Consider the following 13,151-nt stretch of genomic DNA (forward strand, 5'->3'; position numbering starts at 1 on the left):
AGAACTTCATGGCCACGAACCCGATCTTCAAAGCCGGCGCCACGATCAACACCGCCGCGCTGGCGGCGCAGAGGAACGTCACCGTCGAGGTCGCCGACAAGCCGACCGTCGCCAAGGTCGTCCGCGAGGGCTTCCAGGTGCCGTCGGTCACGCTGGACAGCCAGGCCGCGACCTTCTTCCTCGACAACCTGCAGATCGTGCCGCCGCGGGTGACGCCGCGCGTCGTGTCGCAGAGCGTGCGCCCCGGCACCAAGGTCGTCGCTGGCACGGTGATCGACCTCGTGCTGGCGTCGGCCGACATCATCCCCTTCGACATCTTCGACGGCGTGCACGAAGACCTGAAGGGACGCAACCTGTCGAACCTGCTCGACGGCATCCTCGCCGACGCGCCGACGCGGCAGACGCTGCTGAAGTACGACAAGGCGGCCGATGTCCCGCAGGCCGAGAAGACGGCGCTGCTGGCCAAGTTCACGCAAGCCGACATCGGCTTCAACGAGGAGGTGCCGACGCTGTCGTTCGAGTCGGCGTTCAACTCGTCGCGCGCGGCGCTGGCGTTCAAGTAGCGGCGGAGCAGCGCAAAGATGGCCATCGGGCTGGAATTCACGAGCGTCGAGGCCGTCGAGATCGGCGGCCTGCAGATGCTGTATGCCTACCCGCTGGCGCTTTTCGAAGGCGTCACGTCGGTGTCGCTCGACGTGAGCCTGCCGCGCAACGCGCTCGTCGATGCGTTCCGCGTCGTCGTCCAGGCGCGCCGCGTCGACCAGACGGGGGCGCAGGAAGTCGCACAACTGCGCAGCTATGCCAGCGCCAGCGGCAACGAGCTCGTCATCGACTTCGGCACGCCGCGCACCGTCAACGGCATCGCGCTGCCGGGCGGCGCCGAGGTGAAGTCGGTGCAAGGCTGGCTCGGCAGCCAGTTCGCGCCGAGCGCGGCCTTCGTCGGCAGCGACTCGAGCCCGGTCTTCGCCGAGCTGCGCAGCGAACGCCTGCGCGTGCTGATGTCGCGCGCGCTCGGTGCCGACGAACTCGCCGACATCACGCTGCGGCTGCCCGAGCCGCCGTCGGGGCTGGAGATCCGCATCGACGACGGCGCGCCGGTCTACCAGCACCCGGAACCGGTGCAGCCGCGCGCAACGGTGACGACGCCCGATCTGAGCGGCTGGGACAAGGAGTCGCGGCGGCTGGTCGACCTGACCGCGGCACTGGCGGCACTGACCGGCGACCCGCTGGCGCCCGAAGACGACATCACCTTCAAGCTGACGCTGACGACCAAGGTGCCGTGCGAGCTGGCGCTGGCGGAAGCAGCGCGCACGGTGCGCCGCGTGCGCCGCGTGCGCTTCGGCGCCGAGACCGTGACGCACGTCGATTTCGACGCCGAAGGCGCTGCCGACGTGGCGCTTGCGCTGCCGGCGCCGGCGGGCGGTGCGGCGCGGTTCGTCAGCGAGATCCGCTGGGTGGCCGCTGCGGAGTTGCCGGCCCAGCGCGTGATCCCGCCGCTCGGCCCCGAAGCGGCACTGGGCGCCGACGGCACGACGGTGCTCGCCGACCTCGTCGTGACGACCGACCGCGGCGCCTGTGCGCGGCTGCCGGCGGGCACCGGCATCGGCGAGCTGACCGGGTTGCGCCTGCCGCTGGCGGCGCTGGGCGACGGCGCTGAAGCGCGTGTCGTGCTGTGGTCGCCGGCGCCGGTCGGCGGGCTGCCGCTGGAACCGCTGCCGCAGGGCACGAGCAAGCCGGTGACGCTGGCCGCCGGCGCCGAAGCCTGGGTCACCTTCGTCTTCGACAAGCCGCTGGCGCTCGACGCGGCGGCGCTGCCGTGGGCTGCGCTCGTCGCCACGCGCGGCACGCTGAGCTGGACGCTCGCGCGCGCCGGGGGCGATGCGTTGACTGACCAGCAGCTTGTGCGCCGCGGCCCGCCGAACGGACCGTGGGCGGCGTTGCCGGCGCCGCTGCAAAGCGCGTCCGGCGTGCTCGATGCCCGTGCGCGGCTGCGCCTCATCGGACTGGCGCCGAAGGCCGCGCCACTTGCGCCGCTGACGCTGGCACTGAGCGGTGCTGCGACGACCGACCTGAACCCGACGGCCAAGGGCGCCGCGGCGTCGCTGTCGCTCGCGCCTGCCGTCGCCGTGGCGCAGCCGGTGCTGGTGCTGGTCGCGCGCGTCGCCGGCAGTGTCGAGTTGCGCGATGTCGACGTCGTCTCCAACAACTGAGAAGCTGTGAACGAACCCGCCATGCCCGCTCGTCCTGCCAGAACACGGCCATTCCGCGTCGCAATTGCCCGCCGTGGCATGCGCCATGACTGCGCTTGGCGCCTCGTGGGGTCGCGCTTGCCAAGCAAGCTGCAGGTTGTCGCCGACGCCACGTCTCGACATGAAGCGCCACGGGCTTCCGCCCGCAACCTGCGTCGCCGGAGACCGGCCACCTCGCGGGCGCCGCGGCCATGCTGTCTTGCTGGGCCGCGTTCCCGCGGTCCGCTCGGGCGCGCCGGATTCATTCACCGCTTCAGCTTCCGAGGAATCGACCATGGCTGACGATGCACATTCCCAGTTCGTCGAAGGGCTGCGTGTCACCGCCGAGCATCTGCAGCACCTGCAGGACCGGCTGCGCGAATCGGTGCTCGACCTGCGGCGCACGGTGGGGCTCGGCCACATCGCGTGGGGCTTGCATGTCGCGGTCGACGAAGGGCAACTGCGCGTCGAGCCCGGCGTGGCACTGGCGCCGGGCGGCGTGCGGCTGGCGCTCGACAGCGCCGTGCAACTCGGCGTGCCGGTCGCGGGCCAGCGCGTCGTGCTGCGGGCGACCAACGGCGACCGCAGCCCGCTGCGTTTCGGCAGCACCCCGACCGTCATCACGCTGCTGACGACCGTGACCGCGGAACCCGCCGGGGGCGGTGACCTCGGGCCGGACGCGCTCGCGATCGCCACCGTGGGCGCAAGCGGCGTCGAGCAGGATCCGGCGCTGTTCGTCGCCGCCGGCGCGCACACCCACAGCGGCGAGCACCGGCAAGACGCGCAAGGGCGCTGGTACTACGACGGCGCGGTGCTGGCGCCGGACACGGCCATCGGCCCGCCGGGACCTGTGGGACCTGAGGGGCCTGTGGGGCCTGTGGGGCCTGTGGGGCCTGTGGGGCCTGTGGGACCTGTGGGTCTCACGGGCCCACAGGGTGAGGCGGGGCCGCCCGGAACGCAGGGCGCGCCCGGCGAGGCCGGCGAGGCCGGGCCCGCAGGGCCGGCGGGTGAGACCGGGCCTGCCGGGCCGGCGGGTGAGACCGGGCCTGCCGGCCCCCAAGGCGATGCCGGACCTCCCGGACCTGAGGGCCAGCCTGGACCTGTCGGATCGCCCGGGCCCGCAGGAGCAGCCGGTCCGCCTGGCGATACGGGTGCGGTCGGCGAACGGGGTCCTGCCGGCGAAGTCGGGCCGATCGGCGAGCGTGGACCCGCCGGCGAGGCCGGTCCAGCGGGCGAGCGCGGCCCCGTCGGCGAGGCCGGTCCAGCGGGCGAGCGTGGCCCCGCCGGCGACGCCGGTCCAGCGGGCGAGCGTGGGCCGGTCGGCGAGCGCGGCCCGGCGGGCGAGCGCGGCCCGGCAGGCGCAGCCGGCGCGGCGGGAGAACGTGGCCCTGCGGGCGAAACCGGACCCATCGGCCCGCCAGGTCAGGCTGGCACGGTGGGGCCTGCCGGCCCCGCAGGCCCCGCGGGTGAAACCGGCCCTGCCGGCCCGCCCGGCGACATCGCAAAGCTCGACTGGCCCTTCATCCAGAAGACCAACTGGCCGCAGGACGCCACGCTGTCTGCCAATGACGCGCTGGCGCTGCTGCGGAAGGTGCAGCTGTCGCTTTCGTTGCCGCTGTCGGGTCGCACGCAGGAGCGTCAGCCGCAGGTGGTGCAGGTCTGGTTCGAGCCCTCGGGGGCCGACGCCACCGGCGCGCCCGCGCTACCGGCGGCGGTGCAGGCGCTGCACGGCTCGCAGAAGTTGTCGCCGCGTGACATCGTCTGGGCCAGCACCGACAACAAGGACCGGCTGGCGTCGCTGCTGTCGGCAAGCGGCCGGCTGATGCTGCGCGTGCATTGCGGCCACCTGGTCGACGAGAAGGATCGTTCGTTCTCGTCGTCGGTCGATGCCCTCGTCGGCGTGCAGTCGCCGCATCTGCCTGCCGGCGTGTTCGAGGGCTGGTGCTTCGTGAAGTGATCCTGATGGCGGCAACGACACTTCGAAGGACGATGAGCGCCCAGGATGAGGCTGCAATAGGCACTGCAAGACGTTCCGGGGATTGACCGGATCGGGATCACAGCCGACAGTACGCGTCCACCCAGGAGGCGAAAGATGCAGCAAGTCCACCGGCAGTTTCTCTACCGAGCCGAAATCGCGGTCGCCGTGGTCTGCGCCTGCCTGTTCGCGCTGACCCTGGTGGATCCGCAGTGGATCGAAACACTGTTCGATGAGTCGCCCGACGACGGTGATGGCAGTCTCGAGCGATGGATCCTGCTCGGCTGCACGTCCATCGGCACCGTTCTCGCGGGCGCGCTGGCGTGGCGCGAACGGAGACGCCTCCGCACGGCCCCGTAGCCGCGCTGATTCTCCTGACCCGATTGGCCCAAACAAATCCGAGGGACGCGATCCTGCGAGCCAATCAGGGCAAGTGGTGCAACGAGTCTGATGTCACAGACATCCTTACCGAACTAAAATGTAAGGAATTGCCCCGCCCAGGAAGGTTCCAATCATGTTCGCCACACTCACCAGCAAGGGACAACTCACGTTGCCCAAGGAGATCCGCGACCGGCTGAGCCTGGGCACCGGCGCGATCCTCGACTTCCAGATTCGGCCCGACAACACGATCACTGCAACGCACGTCAAGCCCGATGCTCGGCGCATCCGTGGCCTGCTCAAGTCGCCGCATCCCGCACCGCTGACCGTCGAGCAGATGGACGAAGCCGTCTCCAAGCACTTGCGGGACAAGCATGCCCCAGCCCGGGCGGGCCGCAAAGCCACCGGCCGATGATCGGCATCGACACCAACATCCTGCTGCGCCTCTGGCTCAACGATGACACGGCGCAGAACAAGCGCATCGATGCGTTGCTGGCCGAGCACGGCGGCACGCCCGGCTCGCTGCTGGTGACAGATGTGGTTCTTGCCGAGTCCGTCTGGACGCTGAAGTCGGCGTTCGACCAGGACAAGAGCGCCCAGTTGATCGCGGTGCGCAGCTTGTTGGACGAGACAGCGTTCGCCTTCGAGGATCGCGAGTCCGTCACTGCTGCGGCCGCGCTGTTCGAAGCAGGCTCCTGCGGATTTGCCGACTGCCTCGTCGTTGCCAAGCATGCCCGGCACGGCTGCAACTTCACCGCGACCTTCGATCGCGGCATGCGCAAGCTGCCTGGGGTGAAGGTGCTCTGAACCTAGGCCTAGACGATCAGGTGCTGGCCCCCGAACGCGCGATGTCGGCTTGGTTGCGGCAATCTCTCGGACTCCCGGCTCCCGCGTCTAAAAGCTGACGCCCGCGTGAACAAGGTCAGCGAGGAAGTCCGCGCAGCGCGGACCGCGAGCAGCTGTTGGTCTTTGCCCCGCCGCTGGCTCTACGACCACCGGTTGCTGATCGTCCACGACCGCGCGATGCGCGCCCTGATCGCTGCTGCCCTCCTCCAACTTGACGCCAGGACGGCGGAGTTGATTGGCGCCGAGGTGATCGCTGGGCCAACCGGCGCCAGGTCATTCCGCCAGAACTCATCGGGGCGCAACGCGCCGACGCGCTGAAGGGCATCAATCTGCGCGGCGTTTTCGGCTTCCCGATCGAGTGCTACGTCGATCAGATCCCACCGTCGCACAGTGCAGCGAAAACGAGCGCCGTGCACTGAAATCGGCCTCGCACTCCCCAAAACGCAAACTGAAGAGCGAACAAGAAGTTCAACAAAATCAATGGCGTAGCGATCGCTAGCCCGCATGGTTGCTGGGTTCACAACCGTCAGTTTTTGCACCGAAAACGAGTAGACCCCGATCGAGAGTTGAGCATGGCACGTCTGTCCGGCCGCGAACGGCGTCTGGCTGAGTGCGGACGGCCTGCTGGCTGACCCGTCGCTGTTAACGGTCGATCACGGCGACTTGTCTCCGACAACAAGACCCTGGACAAGAAGTCACACCGCACGACGTCGAACTTCACGACGCAACTACCGCTTGCGTCGCGCCGCCTTGTCCGCTGGGTCGTAAGAGTAGGCGGCCCCACCGATCCGTCCTACAACTTTTTTACTCGGTCGCGCGAACAAAAAGAAGGGTTAACCCGTATGCAGACACCGCCTCCCCACCCTAAACTTCGTCCTGTCGTTTCGCAAATAAAACACTGTTTCTTTAGTAAAACATCAAGCCGACCAATTCGGAAGATCCCGCCCCACCCTCCGGCCCCGGATTTCCGCCAGATCGGCATACGAATCGCAACTACTTGTACAGGTCGCCAACCATGATGAAGCCATCCCGTCGCCATGTCCTCGCGCTCGCACTGTCCGCCATTGCGGCGTGTGCAGCTGCGCCGGCCGCGGCCCAGGGCTACCCCTCCAAGCCGATCACGCTGGTCGTGGCCTACCCGGCCGGCGGCGACACCGATGCGCTGGCACGACTGTTCGGCGAGAAGCTGTCCAGCCGCGTCAGCCAGCCCGTGGTGGTCGACAACAAGCCCGGCGCCAGCGGCGTCATCGGCAGTAGCTTCGTGGCCCGGGCGCCCGCCGACGGCTACACGCTGTTGCTCGCGCCGAGCACTTTCTCGATCGCGCAGCTCGTGCTGAAGCCCGGCTCGGCGGGCTATGACGTGCTGAACGGCTTCACGCCGATCATCGAGACCGGAACGCTGCCGCTGGTGCTGGTCGCGAGCTCCGGCGCGGGCATGAAGACCTTCAAGGATGTGGCCGCCGCCGCGAAGTCCGGCCCGCTCTCCTATGCCAGCCCGGGCAGCGGTTCGCCGATGCACATCCTTGGCGAACTGGTGAACAAGGCGGCCGGTATCGACCTGCGGCACGTGCCCTATCGCGGCGTCGCGCCGGCCGTGAATGACGTGCTTGGCGGCCACGTGCCGCTCACCTACATCACGCTGGGTCCGGTGGCGCCCTACCTCCCGGCCGGCAAGATGGTCCCGCTGGCCGTGGCGGACAGCAAGCGCTCGCCGCTCGCGCCCAACGTCCCGACCTTCGAGGAGCTGGGCTACAAGGGCCTGCAAGTCGGCGCCTGGCACGGCCTGTTCGGACCGAAGGGCATGCCGGCCGACATCGTGAAGACGCTGAACGCGCACTTCAACGAGATCCTGAAGATGCCCGACGTGGTGGCGCGCATGGAGACGCTCGGCGCGATCCCGCTGGGCGGCTCGCCGGAGACGCTTGCCAAGACCAACGCCGCCGATTACGAACGCCTCGGCAAGGTCATCAAGGACCTCGGCATCCAGGCCGACTGAGCCGCACCGTCCACCGCAGAACAGCCAGAACCCCATGACCGACATCAAAGCCGTCCCCGACCTCGACACCCTGCAGGCCCTGCTGGACGAGGTGCCCACCAACCTGCTGGCCGGCCGCCGCGTGCTCGTGACCGGCGCCGCCCGCGGCCTGGGCCTGGCGTTCGCGAAGTGCATCGCCAAAGCTGGCGCCCGCGTCGTGCTGACCGACATCCTCGGCGACCTGGCGCAGGCCGAGGCGCAGTCGCTGCGCGATGCCGGCTACAGCGCGCATGGCCTGACGGTCGACCTGTGCGACCCGCAATCGATCGAAGCCTGCGCCGCCGCCGCCGTCCAGGCGCTGGGCGGCCTCGACGGCCTGGTCAACAACGCCGCCATCACCAACTCCGGCGGCAAGGATGCGCATGCGCTGGACATCGCGACCTGGGACCGCGTGATGGACGTCAACGTGCGCGGCACCTGGCTCATGAGCCGCGCCTGCCAGCCTGCGCTGGCGGCGAGCGGCCGTGGCGCCATCGTCAACCTGGCTTCCGACACCGCGCTCTGGGGCGCGCCGAACCTGCTGGCCTATGCATCGAGCAAGGGCGCGGTCATCTCGATGACCCGCTCGCTGGCCCGCGAATGGGGGGCCGACGGCATCACCGTCAATGCCGTGGCGCCCGGCCTCACGCTGGTCGAGGCCACCGAATACGTGCCCATGGCGCGCCACCAGAAGTACCTGGAAGGCCGCGCCATCCCGCGCGAGCAGCAGGCGGCCGACGTCTGCGGCGCGCTGTTGTTTTCCCTCTCCGGCCTGTCGCGCTTCGTGACCGGCCAACTGCTCGCCGTCAATGGCGGCTTTGTGATGAACTGATTTTTCGACCAAGGAGTTTTCGATGAGCGATTTGTCCGAACAGCAAAATGTGTCGACCGGCAGCACGCTGGTGCAACCCGAAGGCACGAGCCTCGAAGCGTGGATGAACACCCGCATCGCGCGCTACTCGACCCGCAAGTACGACTGGGACGCGCTGAAGTTCCAGGCCGACTTCGACCCCAAGTTCCGTCGCGCGCAGATGCGCTACGTGGGCACGGGCGGCACCGGCGTCGCGAAGGACGTCAACACCATTCCGGCCGAGAACTTCACCTTCTCCACGATGGTGATCCCCGCCGGCCACGAAGGCCCGCCGCACCTCCACACCGACGTGGAGGAAGTGTTCTTCCTGATCCGCGGCAAGCTCAAGGTCGTCATCGAGAAGGATGGCGAGCGCTTCGAGACCATCATGACCGACCGCGACCTGATCTCGGTGCCGCCCGGCGTGTATCGCGAGGAGATCAACATCGGCGACGAGGACGCGCTGATGTGCGTGATGCTCGGCGCACAGAAGCCGGTCACGCCGACCTATCCGGCGGACCATCCGCTCGCGAAGATCAAGCGCTGAGCGAGGCCCGCGATGAACGACGCCGCTGTCATGCACAACCACGCGCTTGCGCCCTCGGACCTGGCGCGGCTCGATGCGCGCTTTCCGGTGCGCAACGTCGCCGTGAACGGTGGTGCCGTCGTCTCGGCGCGCGAGTGCGGCAGCGGGCCGGCCATCGTCTGCCTGCATGGCATCGGGTCGGGTGCGGCGTCGTGGCTCGACACGGCCTTGCTGCTCGAAGCCGATGCGCGCGTGATCGCATGGGATGCGCCCGGCTATGGCGACTCGGCGCCGGTGGCTCCGGCAGCGCCGACGGCGGCCGACTATGCGCAGCGCCTGCATGCACTCGTCGATGCACTCGGGCTGGAATCGTTCGTGCTCGTCGGTCATTCGCTCGGTGCGCTCACCGCCGCATGTGCAGCGCGCCCGGGCTCAACGCTTGCGGGACGCATCCGCCGCCTCGTGCTGATCAGCCCGGCGTCCGGCTATGGCGCGCATTCGCGTGCCGAAGCCGGCGAGCGCGTTCGCTCGCAGCGCCTGGCCACGCTGGCCCAGGTCGGCATCGCCGGCATGGCCGCGCAGAGCGCAGCCCGCCTGCTTTCCGAAGGCGCGAGCGAACAGTCGAAGCGCTGGGTGCGCTGGAACATGGCGCGGCTCAACGGGCCCGGCTACAGCCAGGCCGTCGAACTGCTGTGCGGCGGGGACCTGCTGGCCGACCTGCCGCCCGCGATGCCGGCGCGCGTGGCCTGCGGCGCACTCGATGTCGTCACCACACCGCAAGTCTGCGCCGAAGTCGCCGACAGGTGCGGCGTGCCGCTCGAACTGATCGCCAACGCCGGCCACGCCAGCTACGTCGAACAACCGCAAGCCGTCGCGGCACTTCTGCGCGACGTGCTCGCCGCTTGAACAACAACCAGGAAGAAACGACATGACCAACGATGCGATGGACGAAGGCTCGGACCGCTACAACGTGCCCGCGCTCGAACGCGGCCTGCGCGTGCTCTGCGAGTTCAGCCGCGAGAACCGCACGCTCTCCGCGCCGGAACTCGCGCGCCGCTTCGACCTGCCGCGCTCGACGGTGTTCCGTCTCCTGACGACGCTGGAGAACATGGGCTTCGTCGAGAAGACCGACGGCGGGCGCGACTATCGCCTCGGCCTGGCCGTGCTGCGCCTGGGCTTCGAATACCTCAACTCGCTCGAGCTCACGCAGCTCGGCATGCCCTTGCTGCAACGCCTGTCGGACGATCTGCGCACACCCTGCAACCTGGTGGTGCGCGACGGCCGCTTCATCGTCTACGTGGCCAAGGTGGCGCCGCCGTCGCCCTTCATCAGCCAGGTCTCGGTGGGCACGCGCCTGCCTGCCCATGCGACGGTCCTCGGCCGCATCCTGCTGGAAGACCTGACGCTGCCGCAACTGCGCGCGCTCTACCCGGAAGACAAGCTCGAGATCTTTTCCCCGAGCACGCCGAAGACGGTGAACGAACTGTTCGACATGGTGCAAGGCGACCGCCAGCGCGGCTATGTGCTGGGCGAGGGCTTCTTCGAAGCCAACATCTCGAGCGTGGCCGCGCCGGTGCGCGACCACACGGGGCACATCGTCGCGGCACTGGGCGCGACGATCACCTCCGACCACATCGACGAGAGCCGCATCGACGAGATGGTGCAGCGCGTGCGCAGCACCGCCGACGACATCTCCGGGCTGCTGAACTATTCGCCGGCCGCCGCCAACAAGGTGGTCCAACTGCGCGGCAGCGACCGCGCCTGAGACGTCTCACAAGTCACGCACATGACCTCGCCGCTCATCTCTTCAAGCTTCTTCTCGCCGCATGCACTCGCGGGCCGCGTGGCCGTGGTCACGGGCGGTTCGTCGGGCATCGGCCTGGCGACCGTCGAACTGCTGCTGGACTGCGGCGCCGCCGTTGCGCTCTGCGGCCGCAATGCGGAACGCCTCGACAGCGCAGCGGCCGGGCTGCGCGCCACGCGTCCGCAAGCCAGGATCTTCGCCCGCACCTGCGACGTGCTGGATGCCGGCGCGATGCGCGGCTTCGCGGCCGAAAGCGAAGCCGCGCTCGGCCCCGCCTCCATGCTCATCAACAACGCGGGCCAAGGCCGTGTCTCCACCTTCGCCGACACCGACGACAAGGCCTGGACCGACGAGTTGCACCTGAAGTTCTTCTCCGTCATCCATCCGACGCGCGCCTTCCTGCCGCAGCTCACGGCGCAGAGTGCAGTGCTCGGCGATGCCGCCATCGTCTGCGCCAATTCGCTGCTGGCGCGCCAGCCCGAGCCGCACATGGTCGCGACCTCGGCCGCACGCGCCGGCCTGCTCAACCTGGTGCGCTCGCTGGCCACCGAGTTCGCGCCGCAGGGCGTGCGCGTCAACGGCATCCTGATCGGGCTGATCGAGTCCGGCCAATGGCGCCGCCGCTTCGAAGCGCGCGAAGACAAGTCGCTCGACTGGGCCGCCTGGAGCCAGCAGCTCGCGCACGACAAACACATTCCGCTGGGTCGCCTGGGGCTTCCGACTGAAGCCGCACGCGCGATTCTTTTCCTTGCAACGCCGCTCTCGTCATACACGACCGGCGCCCACCTAGACATTTCCGGAGGCCATTCCCGCCATGCGTAAACCATCCAACAACGTGACCGTCGGCGCTGTCGTCGCGGCCTTCCTCGAACAGTGCGGCGTCAAGGCTGCCTTCGGTGTGATCTCGATCCACAACATGCCGATCCTCGATGCCTTCGCGCAGCGCGGCGCGATCCGCTTCATCTCGGCGCGCGGCGAGGCCGGCGCGGGCAACATGGCCGATGCCTATGCACGCTCGACCGCCAGCCTCGGCGTGTGCATCACCAGCACCGGCCCGGCGGCAGGCAACATCGCCGGCAGCATGGTCGAGGCGCTGACCGCCGGCGCGCCGCTGCTGCACATCACCGGCCAGATCGAGACGCCGTACCTCGACAAGGGCATGTCGTACATCCACGAAGCGCCGGACCAGCTCACCATGCTCAAAGCGGTGTCGAAGGCAGCCTTCCGCGTGCGCAGCGTGGAGACGGTGCTCGGCACGCTGAAGCGCGCGGTGCAAGTGGCGATGACGGCGCCAAGCGGCCCGGTCAGTGTCGAGATCCCGATCGACATCCAGTCCGCGCTCACGACGATGCCGACCGACCTGTCGCCGCTGCCGATCGACGCGGCCGTGCCGTCCGCCGCCGGGCTCGATGCACTGGCTGCACAACTCGCGAATGCGAAGCGCCCGATGCTGTGGGTCGGTGGCGGCGCGCGTCATGCCGGTGCTGCGATCAAGCGCTTGCAGAAGCTGGGCTTCGGCGTGGTCACGACCACGCAAGGCCGCGGCACGGTGCCCGAGGACGATGCCGGTTCGCTCGGCGCCTACAACATCCAGAAGCCGGTCGAGGCGCTCTACCAGACCTGCGACGCGATGCTCGTGGTGGGCTCGCGCCTGCGCGGCAACGAGACGCTGAAGTACGAACTCAAGCTGCCGCGCCCGCTGTACCGCATCGACGCCGATGCCGCCGCGGAAGGCCGTGGCTATTCCACCGAAGCCTTTATCTGCGGCGACTCCGCGCTGGCCCTCGACGGCCTCGCAGATCGCCTAGAAGCCGCCAACTACAAGGCCGATCCCGCGCTGCTGAAAGACCTGCGCGCCGCGCACGACCAAGCCGTCGCCACGCTGCGCGATGGACTCGGCCCGTATGCCGAACTCGTGAAGCAGATCCAGGCCATCGCCGGCCGCAGCTTCAACTGGGTGCGCGACGTGACGGTGTCGAACAGCACCTGGGGCAATCGCGAACTGCGCGTGTTCGAGCCCAGCGCGGGCGTGCATGCCACCGGCGGTGGCATCGGCCAGGGCATGCCCATGGCCATCGGCGCGGCGATCGGTGCGAGCGAGACGGCATCGGGCCGCAAGACCTTCTGCCTGGCCGGCGACGGCGGCTTCATCCTCAACCTGGGCGAACTGGCCTGCATGGTGCAGGAGCGCGCCGAGATGGTGATCGTGCTGATGAACGACAAGAGCTACGGCGTCATCAAGAACATCCAGGACGCGCAATACGGCGGCCGCCGCTGCTACGCCGAGCTGCACACGCCCGATTACGAACTGCTGTGCAAGTCGCTCGCGCTGCCGCATGCACGCGTGAAGAACCTGAACGACCTGCCGGGCCAACTGGCCAAGGCTGTCGCTACCTCAGGCCCGTTCCTGCTCGAGATCGACATGCTCTCCATCGGCGGCTTCAAGGCCACCTTTGCAGGCCCGCCGACCAACACCGTCACGCAGATCCCCGCACTGGGCGCGGCGGCCGTGGCCGGCAAGTGAGCGCAC

At 68.9% G+C, this 13,151-nt stretch carries 14 protein-coding genes; all 14 read left to right on the plus strand.

Annotated elements, in window-relative coordinates; all coding sequences use genetic code 11:
• The first annotated feature begins 8 nt into the window (after positions 1-8).
• Complete coding sequence (locus WKW82_RS22970) at positions 9-563, plus strand: PASTA domain-containing protein (protein ID WP_340344664.1); 555 nt, start codon at positions 9-11, stop codon at positions 561-563.
• Between the two features lie 18 nt (positions 564-581).
• Entirely contained in the window at positions 582-2,210 is a 1,629-nt protein-coding gene (locus WKW82_RS22975; protein WP_340344665.1) for a hypothetical protein, read from the plus strand.
• A gap of 313 nt (positions 2,211-2,523) precedes the next feature.
• Positions 2,524-4,185, plus strand: a complete 1,662-nt coding sequence (locus WKW82_RS22980; protein WP_340344666.1) for a collagen-like domain-containing protein — start codon at positions 2,524-2,526, stop codon at positions 4,183-4,185.
• A 135-nt stretch (positions 4,186-4,320) separates the two neighbouring features.
• The gene (locus tag WKW82_RS22985; protein WP_340344667.1) at positions 4,321-4,563 is read left to right on the plus strand and encodes a hypothetical protein; all 243 of its coding nucleotides are present in this window, start codon (positions 4,321-4,323) and stop codon (positions 4,561-4,563) included.
• Between the two features lie 154 nt (positions 4,564-4,717).
• Positions 4,718-4,996, plus strand: a complete 279-nt coding sequence (locus tag WKW82_RS22990; RefSeq protein WP_340344668.1) for an AbrB/MazE/SpoVT family DNA-binding domain-containing protein — start codon at positions 4,718-4,720, stop codon at positions 4,994-4,996.
• Positions 4,993-5,388, plus strand: a complete 396-nt coding sequence (locus WKW82_RS22995) for a PIN domain-containing protein (RefSeq protein ID WP_340344669.1) — start codon at positions 4,993-4,995, stop codon at positions 5,386-5,388. The genes WKW82_RS22990 and WKW82_RS22995 overlap by 4 nt, the downstream gene beginning before the upstream one ends.
• Positions 5,389-5,493: 105 nt before the next feature.
• A complete protein-coding gene (locus tag WKW82_RS23000; RefSeq protein ID WP_340344670.1) occupies positions 5,494-5,745 on the plus strand; it encodes a hypothetical protein in 252 nt (83 codons plus the stop codon).
• A 700-nt stretch (positions 5,746-6,445) separates the two neighbouring features.
• Positions 6,446-7,423 carry a Bug family tripartite tricarboxylate transporter substrate binding protein gene (locus WKW82_RS23005; protein ID WP_340344856.1) on the plus strand — a complete coding sequence of 326 codons (978 nt, stop codon included), beginning with the start codon at positions 6,446-6,448 and terminating at the stop codon, positions 7,421-7,423.
• Between the two features lie 34 nt (positions 7,424-7,457).
• Positions 7,458-8,273, plus strand: coding sequence for an SDR family oxidoreductase (locus WKW82_RS23010; protein WP_340344671.1), 816 nt, complete (start codon positions 7,458-7,460; stop codon positions 8,271-8,273).
• A gap of 22 nt (positions 8,274-8,295) precedes the next feature.
• Positions 8,296-8,838, plus strand: a complete 543-nt coding sequence (locus tag WKW82_RS23015) for a cupin domain-containing protein (protein ID WP_340344672.1) — start codon at positions 8,296-8,298, stop codon at positions 8,836-8,838.
• A 12-nt stretch (positions 8,839-8,850) separates the two neighbouring features.
• Entirely contained in the window at positions 8,851-9,723 is an 873-nt protein-coding gene (locus WKW82_RS23020) for an alpha/beta fold hydrolase (protein ID WP_340344673.1), read from the plus strand.
• Positions 9,724-9,745: 22 nt separating this feature from the next.
• Positions 9,746-10,582, plus strand: coding sequence for an IclR family transcriptional regulator (locus WKW82_RS23025; protein ID WP_340344674.1), 837 nt, complete (start codon positions 9,746-9,748; stop codon positions 10,580-10,582).
• 21 nt (positions 10,583-10,603) lie between these two features.
• Positions 10,604-11,443: an SDR family oxidoreductase gene (locus WKW82_RS23030; protein WP_340344675.1), complete on the plus strand. Its 840-nt coding sequence runs from the start codon at positions 10,604-10,606 to the stop codon at positions 11,441-11,443.
• Positions 11,436-13,145 carry a thiamine pyrophosphate-binding protein gene (locus WKW82_RS23035; RefSeq protein ID WP_340344676.1) on the plus strand — a complete coding sequence of 570 codons (1,710 nt, stop codon included), beginning with the start codon at positions 11,436-11,438 and terminating at the stop codon, positions 13,143-13,145. The genes WKW82_RS23030 and WKW82_RS23035 overlap by 8 nt, the downstream gene beginning before the upstream one ends.
• Positions 13,146-13,151: the final 6 nt, after the last annotated feature.

The sequence above is a fragment of the Variovorax rhizosphaerae genome (genome assembly GCF_037889975.1).
In the GTDB taxonomy this organism is placed as follows: Bacteria; Pseudomonadota; Gammaproteobacteria; order Burkholderiales; family Burkholderiaceae_C; genus Variovorax; species Variovorax rhizosphaerae.

Coding starts and splice junctions, on each gene's coding strand:
- WKW82_RS22985 (WP_340344667.1), top strand. CDS start 4,321: ATGCAGCAAGTCCACCGGCAGTTTCTCTACCGAGCCGAAATCGCGGTC.
- WKW82_RS22970 (WP_340344664.1), top strand. CDS start 9: ATGGCCACGAACCCGATCTTCAAAGCCGGCGCCACGATCAACACCGCC.
- WKW82_RS23030 (WP_340344675.1), top strand. CDS start 10,604: ATGACCTCGCCGCTCATCTCTTCAAGCTTCTTCTCGCCGCATGCACTC.
- WKW82_RS22990 (WP_340344668.1), top strand. CDS start 4,718: ATGTTCGCCACACTCACCAGCAAGGGACAACTCACGTTGCCCAAGGAG.
- WKW82_RS23015 (WP_340344672.1), top strand. CDS start 8,296: ATGAGCGATTTGTCCGAACAGCAAAATGTGTCGACCGGCAGCACGCTG.
- WKW82_RS22975 (WP_340344665.1), top strand. CDS start 582: ATGGCCATCGGGCTGGAATTCACGAGCGTCGAGGCCGTCGAGATCGGC.
- WKW82_RS23020 (WP_340344673.1), top strand. CDS start 8,851: ATGAACGACGCCGCTGTCATGCACAACCACGCGCTTGCGCCCTCGGAC.
- WKW82_RS23010 (WP_340344671.1), top strand. CDS start 7,458: ATGACCGACATCAAAGCCGTCCCCGACCTCGACACCCTGCAGGCCCTG.
- WKW82_RS23025 (WP_340344674.1), top strand. CDS start 9,746: ATGACCAACGATGCGATGGACGAAGGCTCGGACCGCTACAACGTGCCC.
- WKW82_RS23005 (WP_340344856.1), top strand. CDS start 6,446: ATGAAGCCATCCCGTCGCCATGTCCTCGCGCTCGCACTGTCCGCCATT.
- WKW82_RS23035 (WP_340344676.1), top strand. CDS start 11,436: ATGCGTAAACCATCCAACAACGTGACCGTCGGCGCTGTCGTCGCGGCC.
- WKW82_RS22980 (WP_340344666.1), top strand. CDS start 2,524: ATGGCTGACGATGCACATTCCCAGTTCGTCGAAGGGCTGCGTGTCACC.
- WKW82_RS22995 (WP_340344669.1), top strand. CDS start 4,993: ATGATCGGCATCGACACCAACATCCTGCTGCGCCTCTGGCTCAACGAT.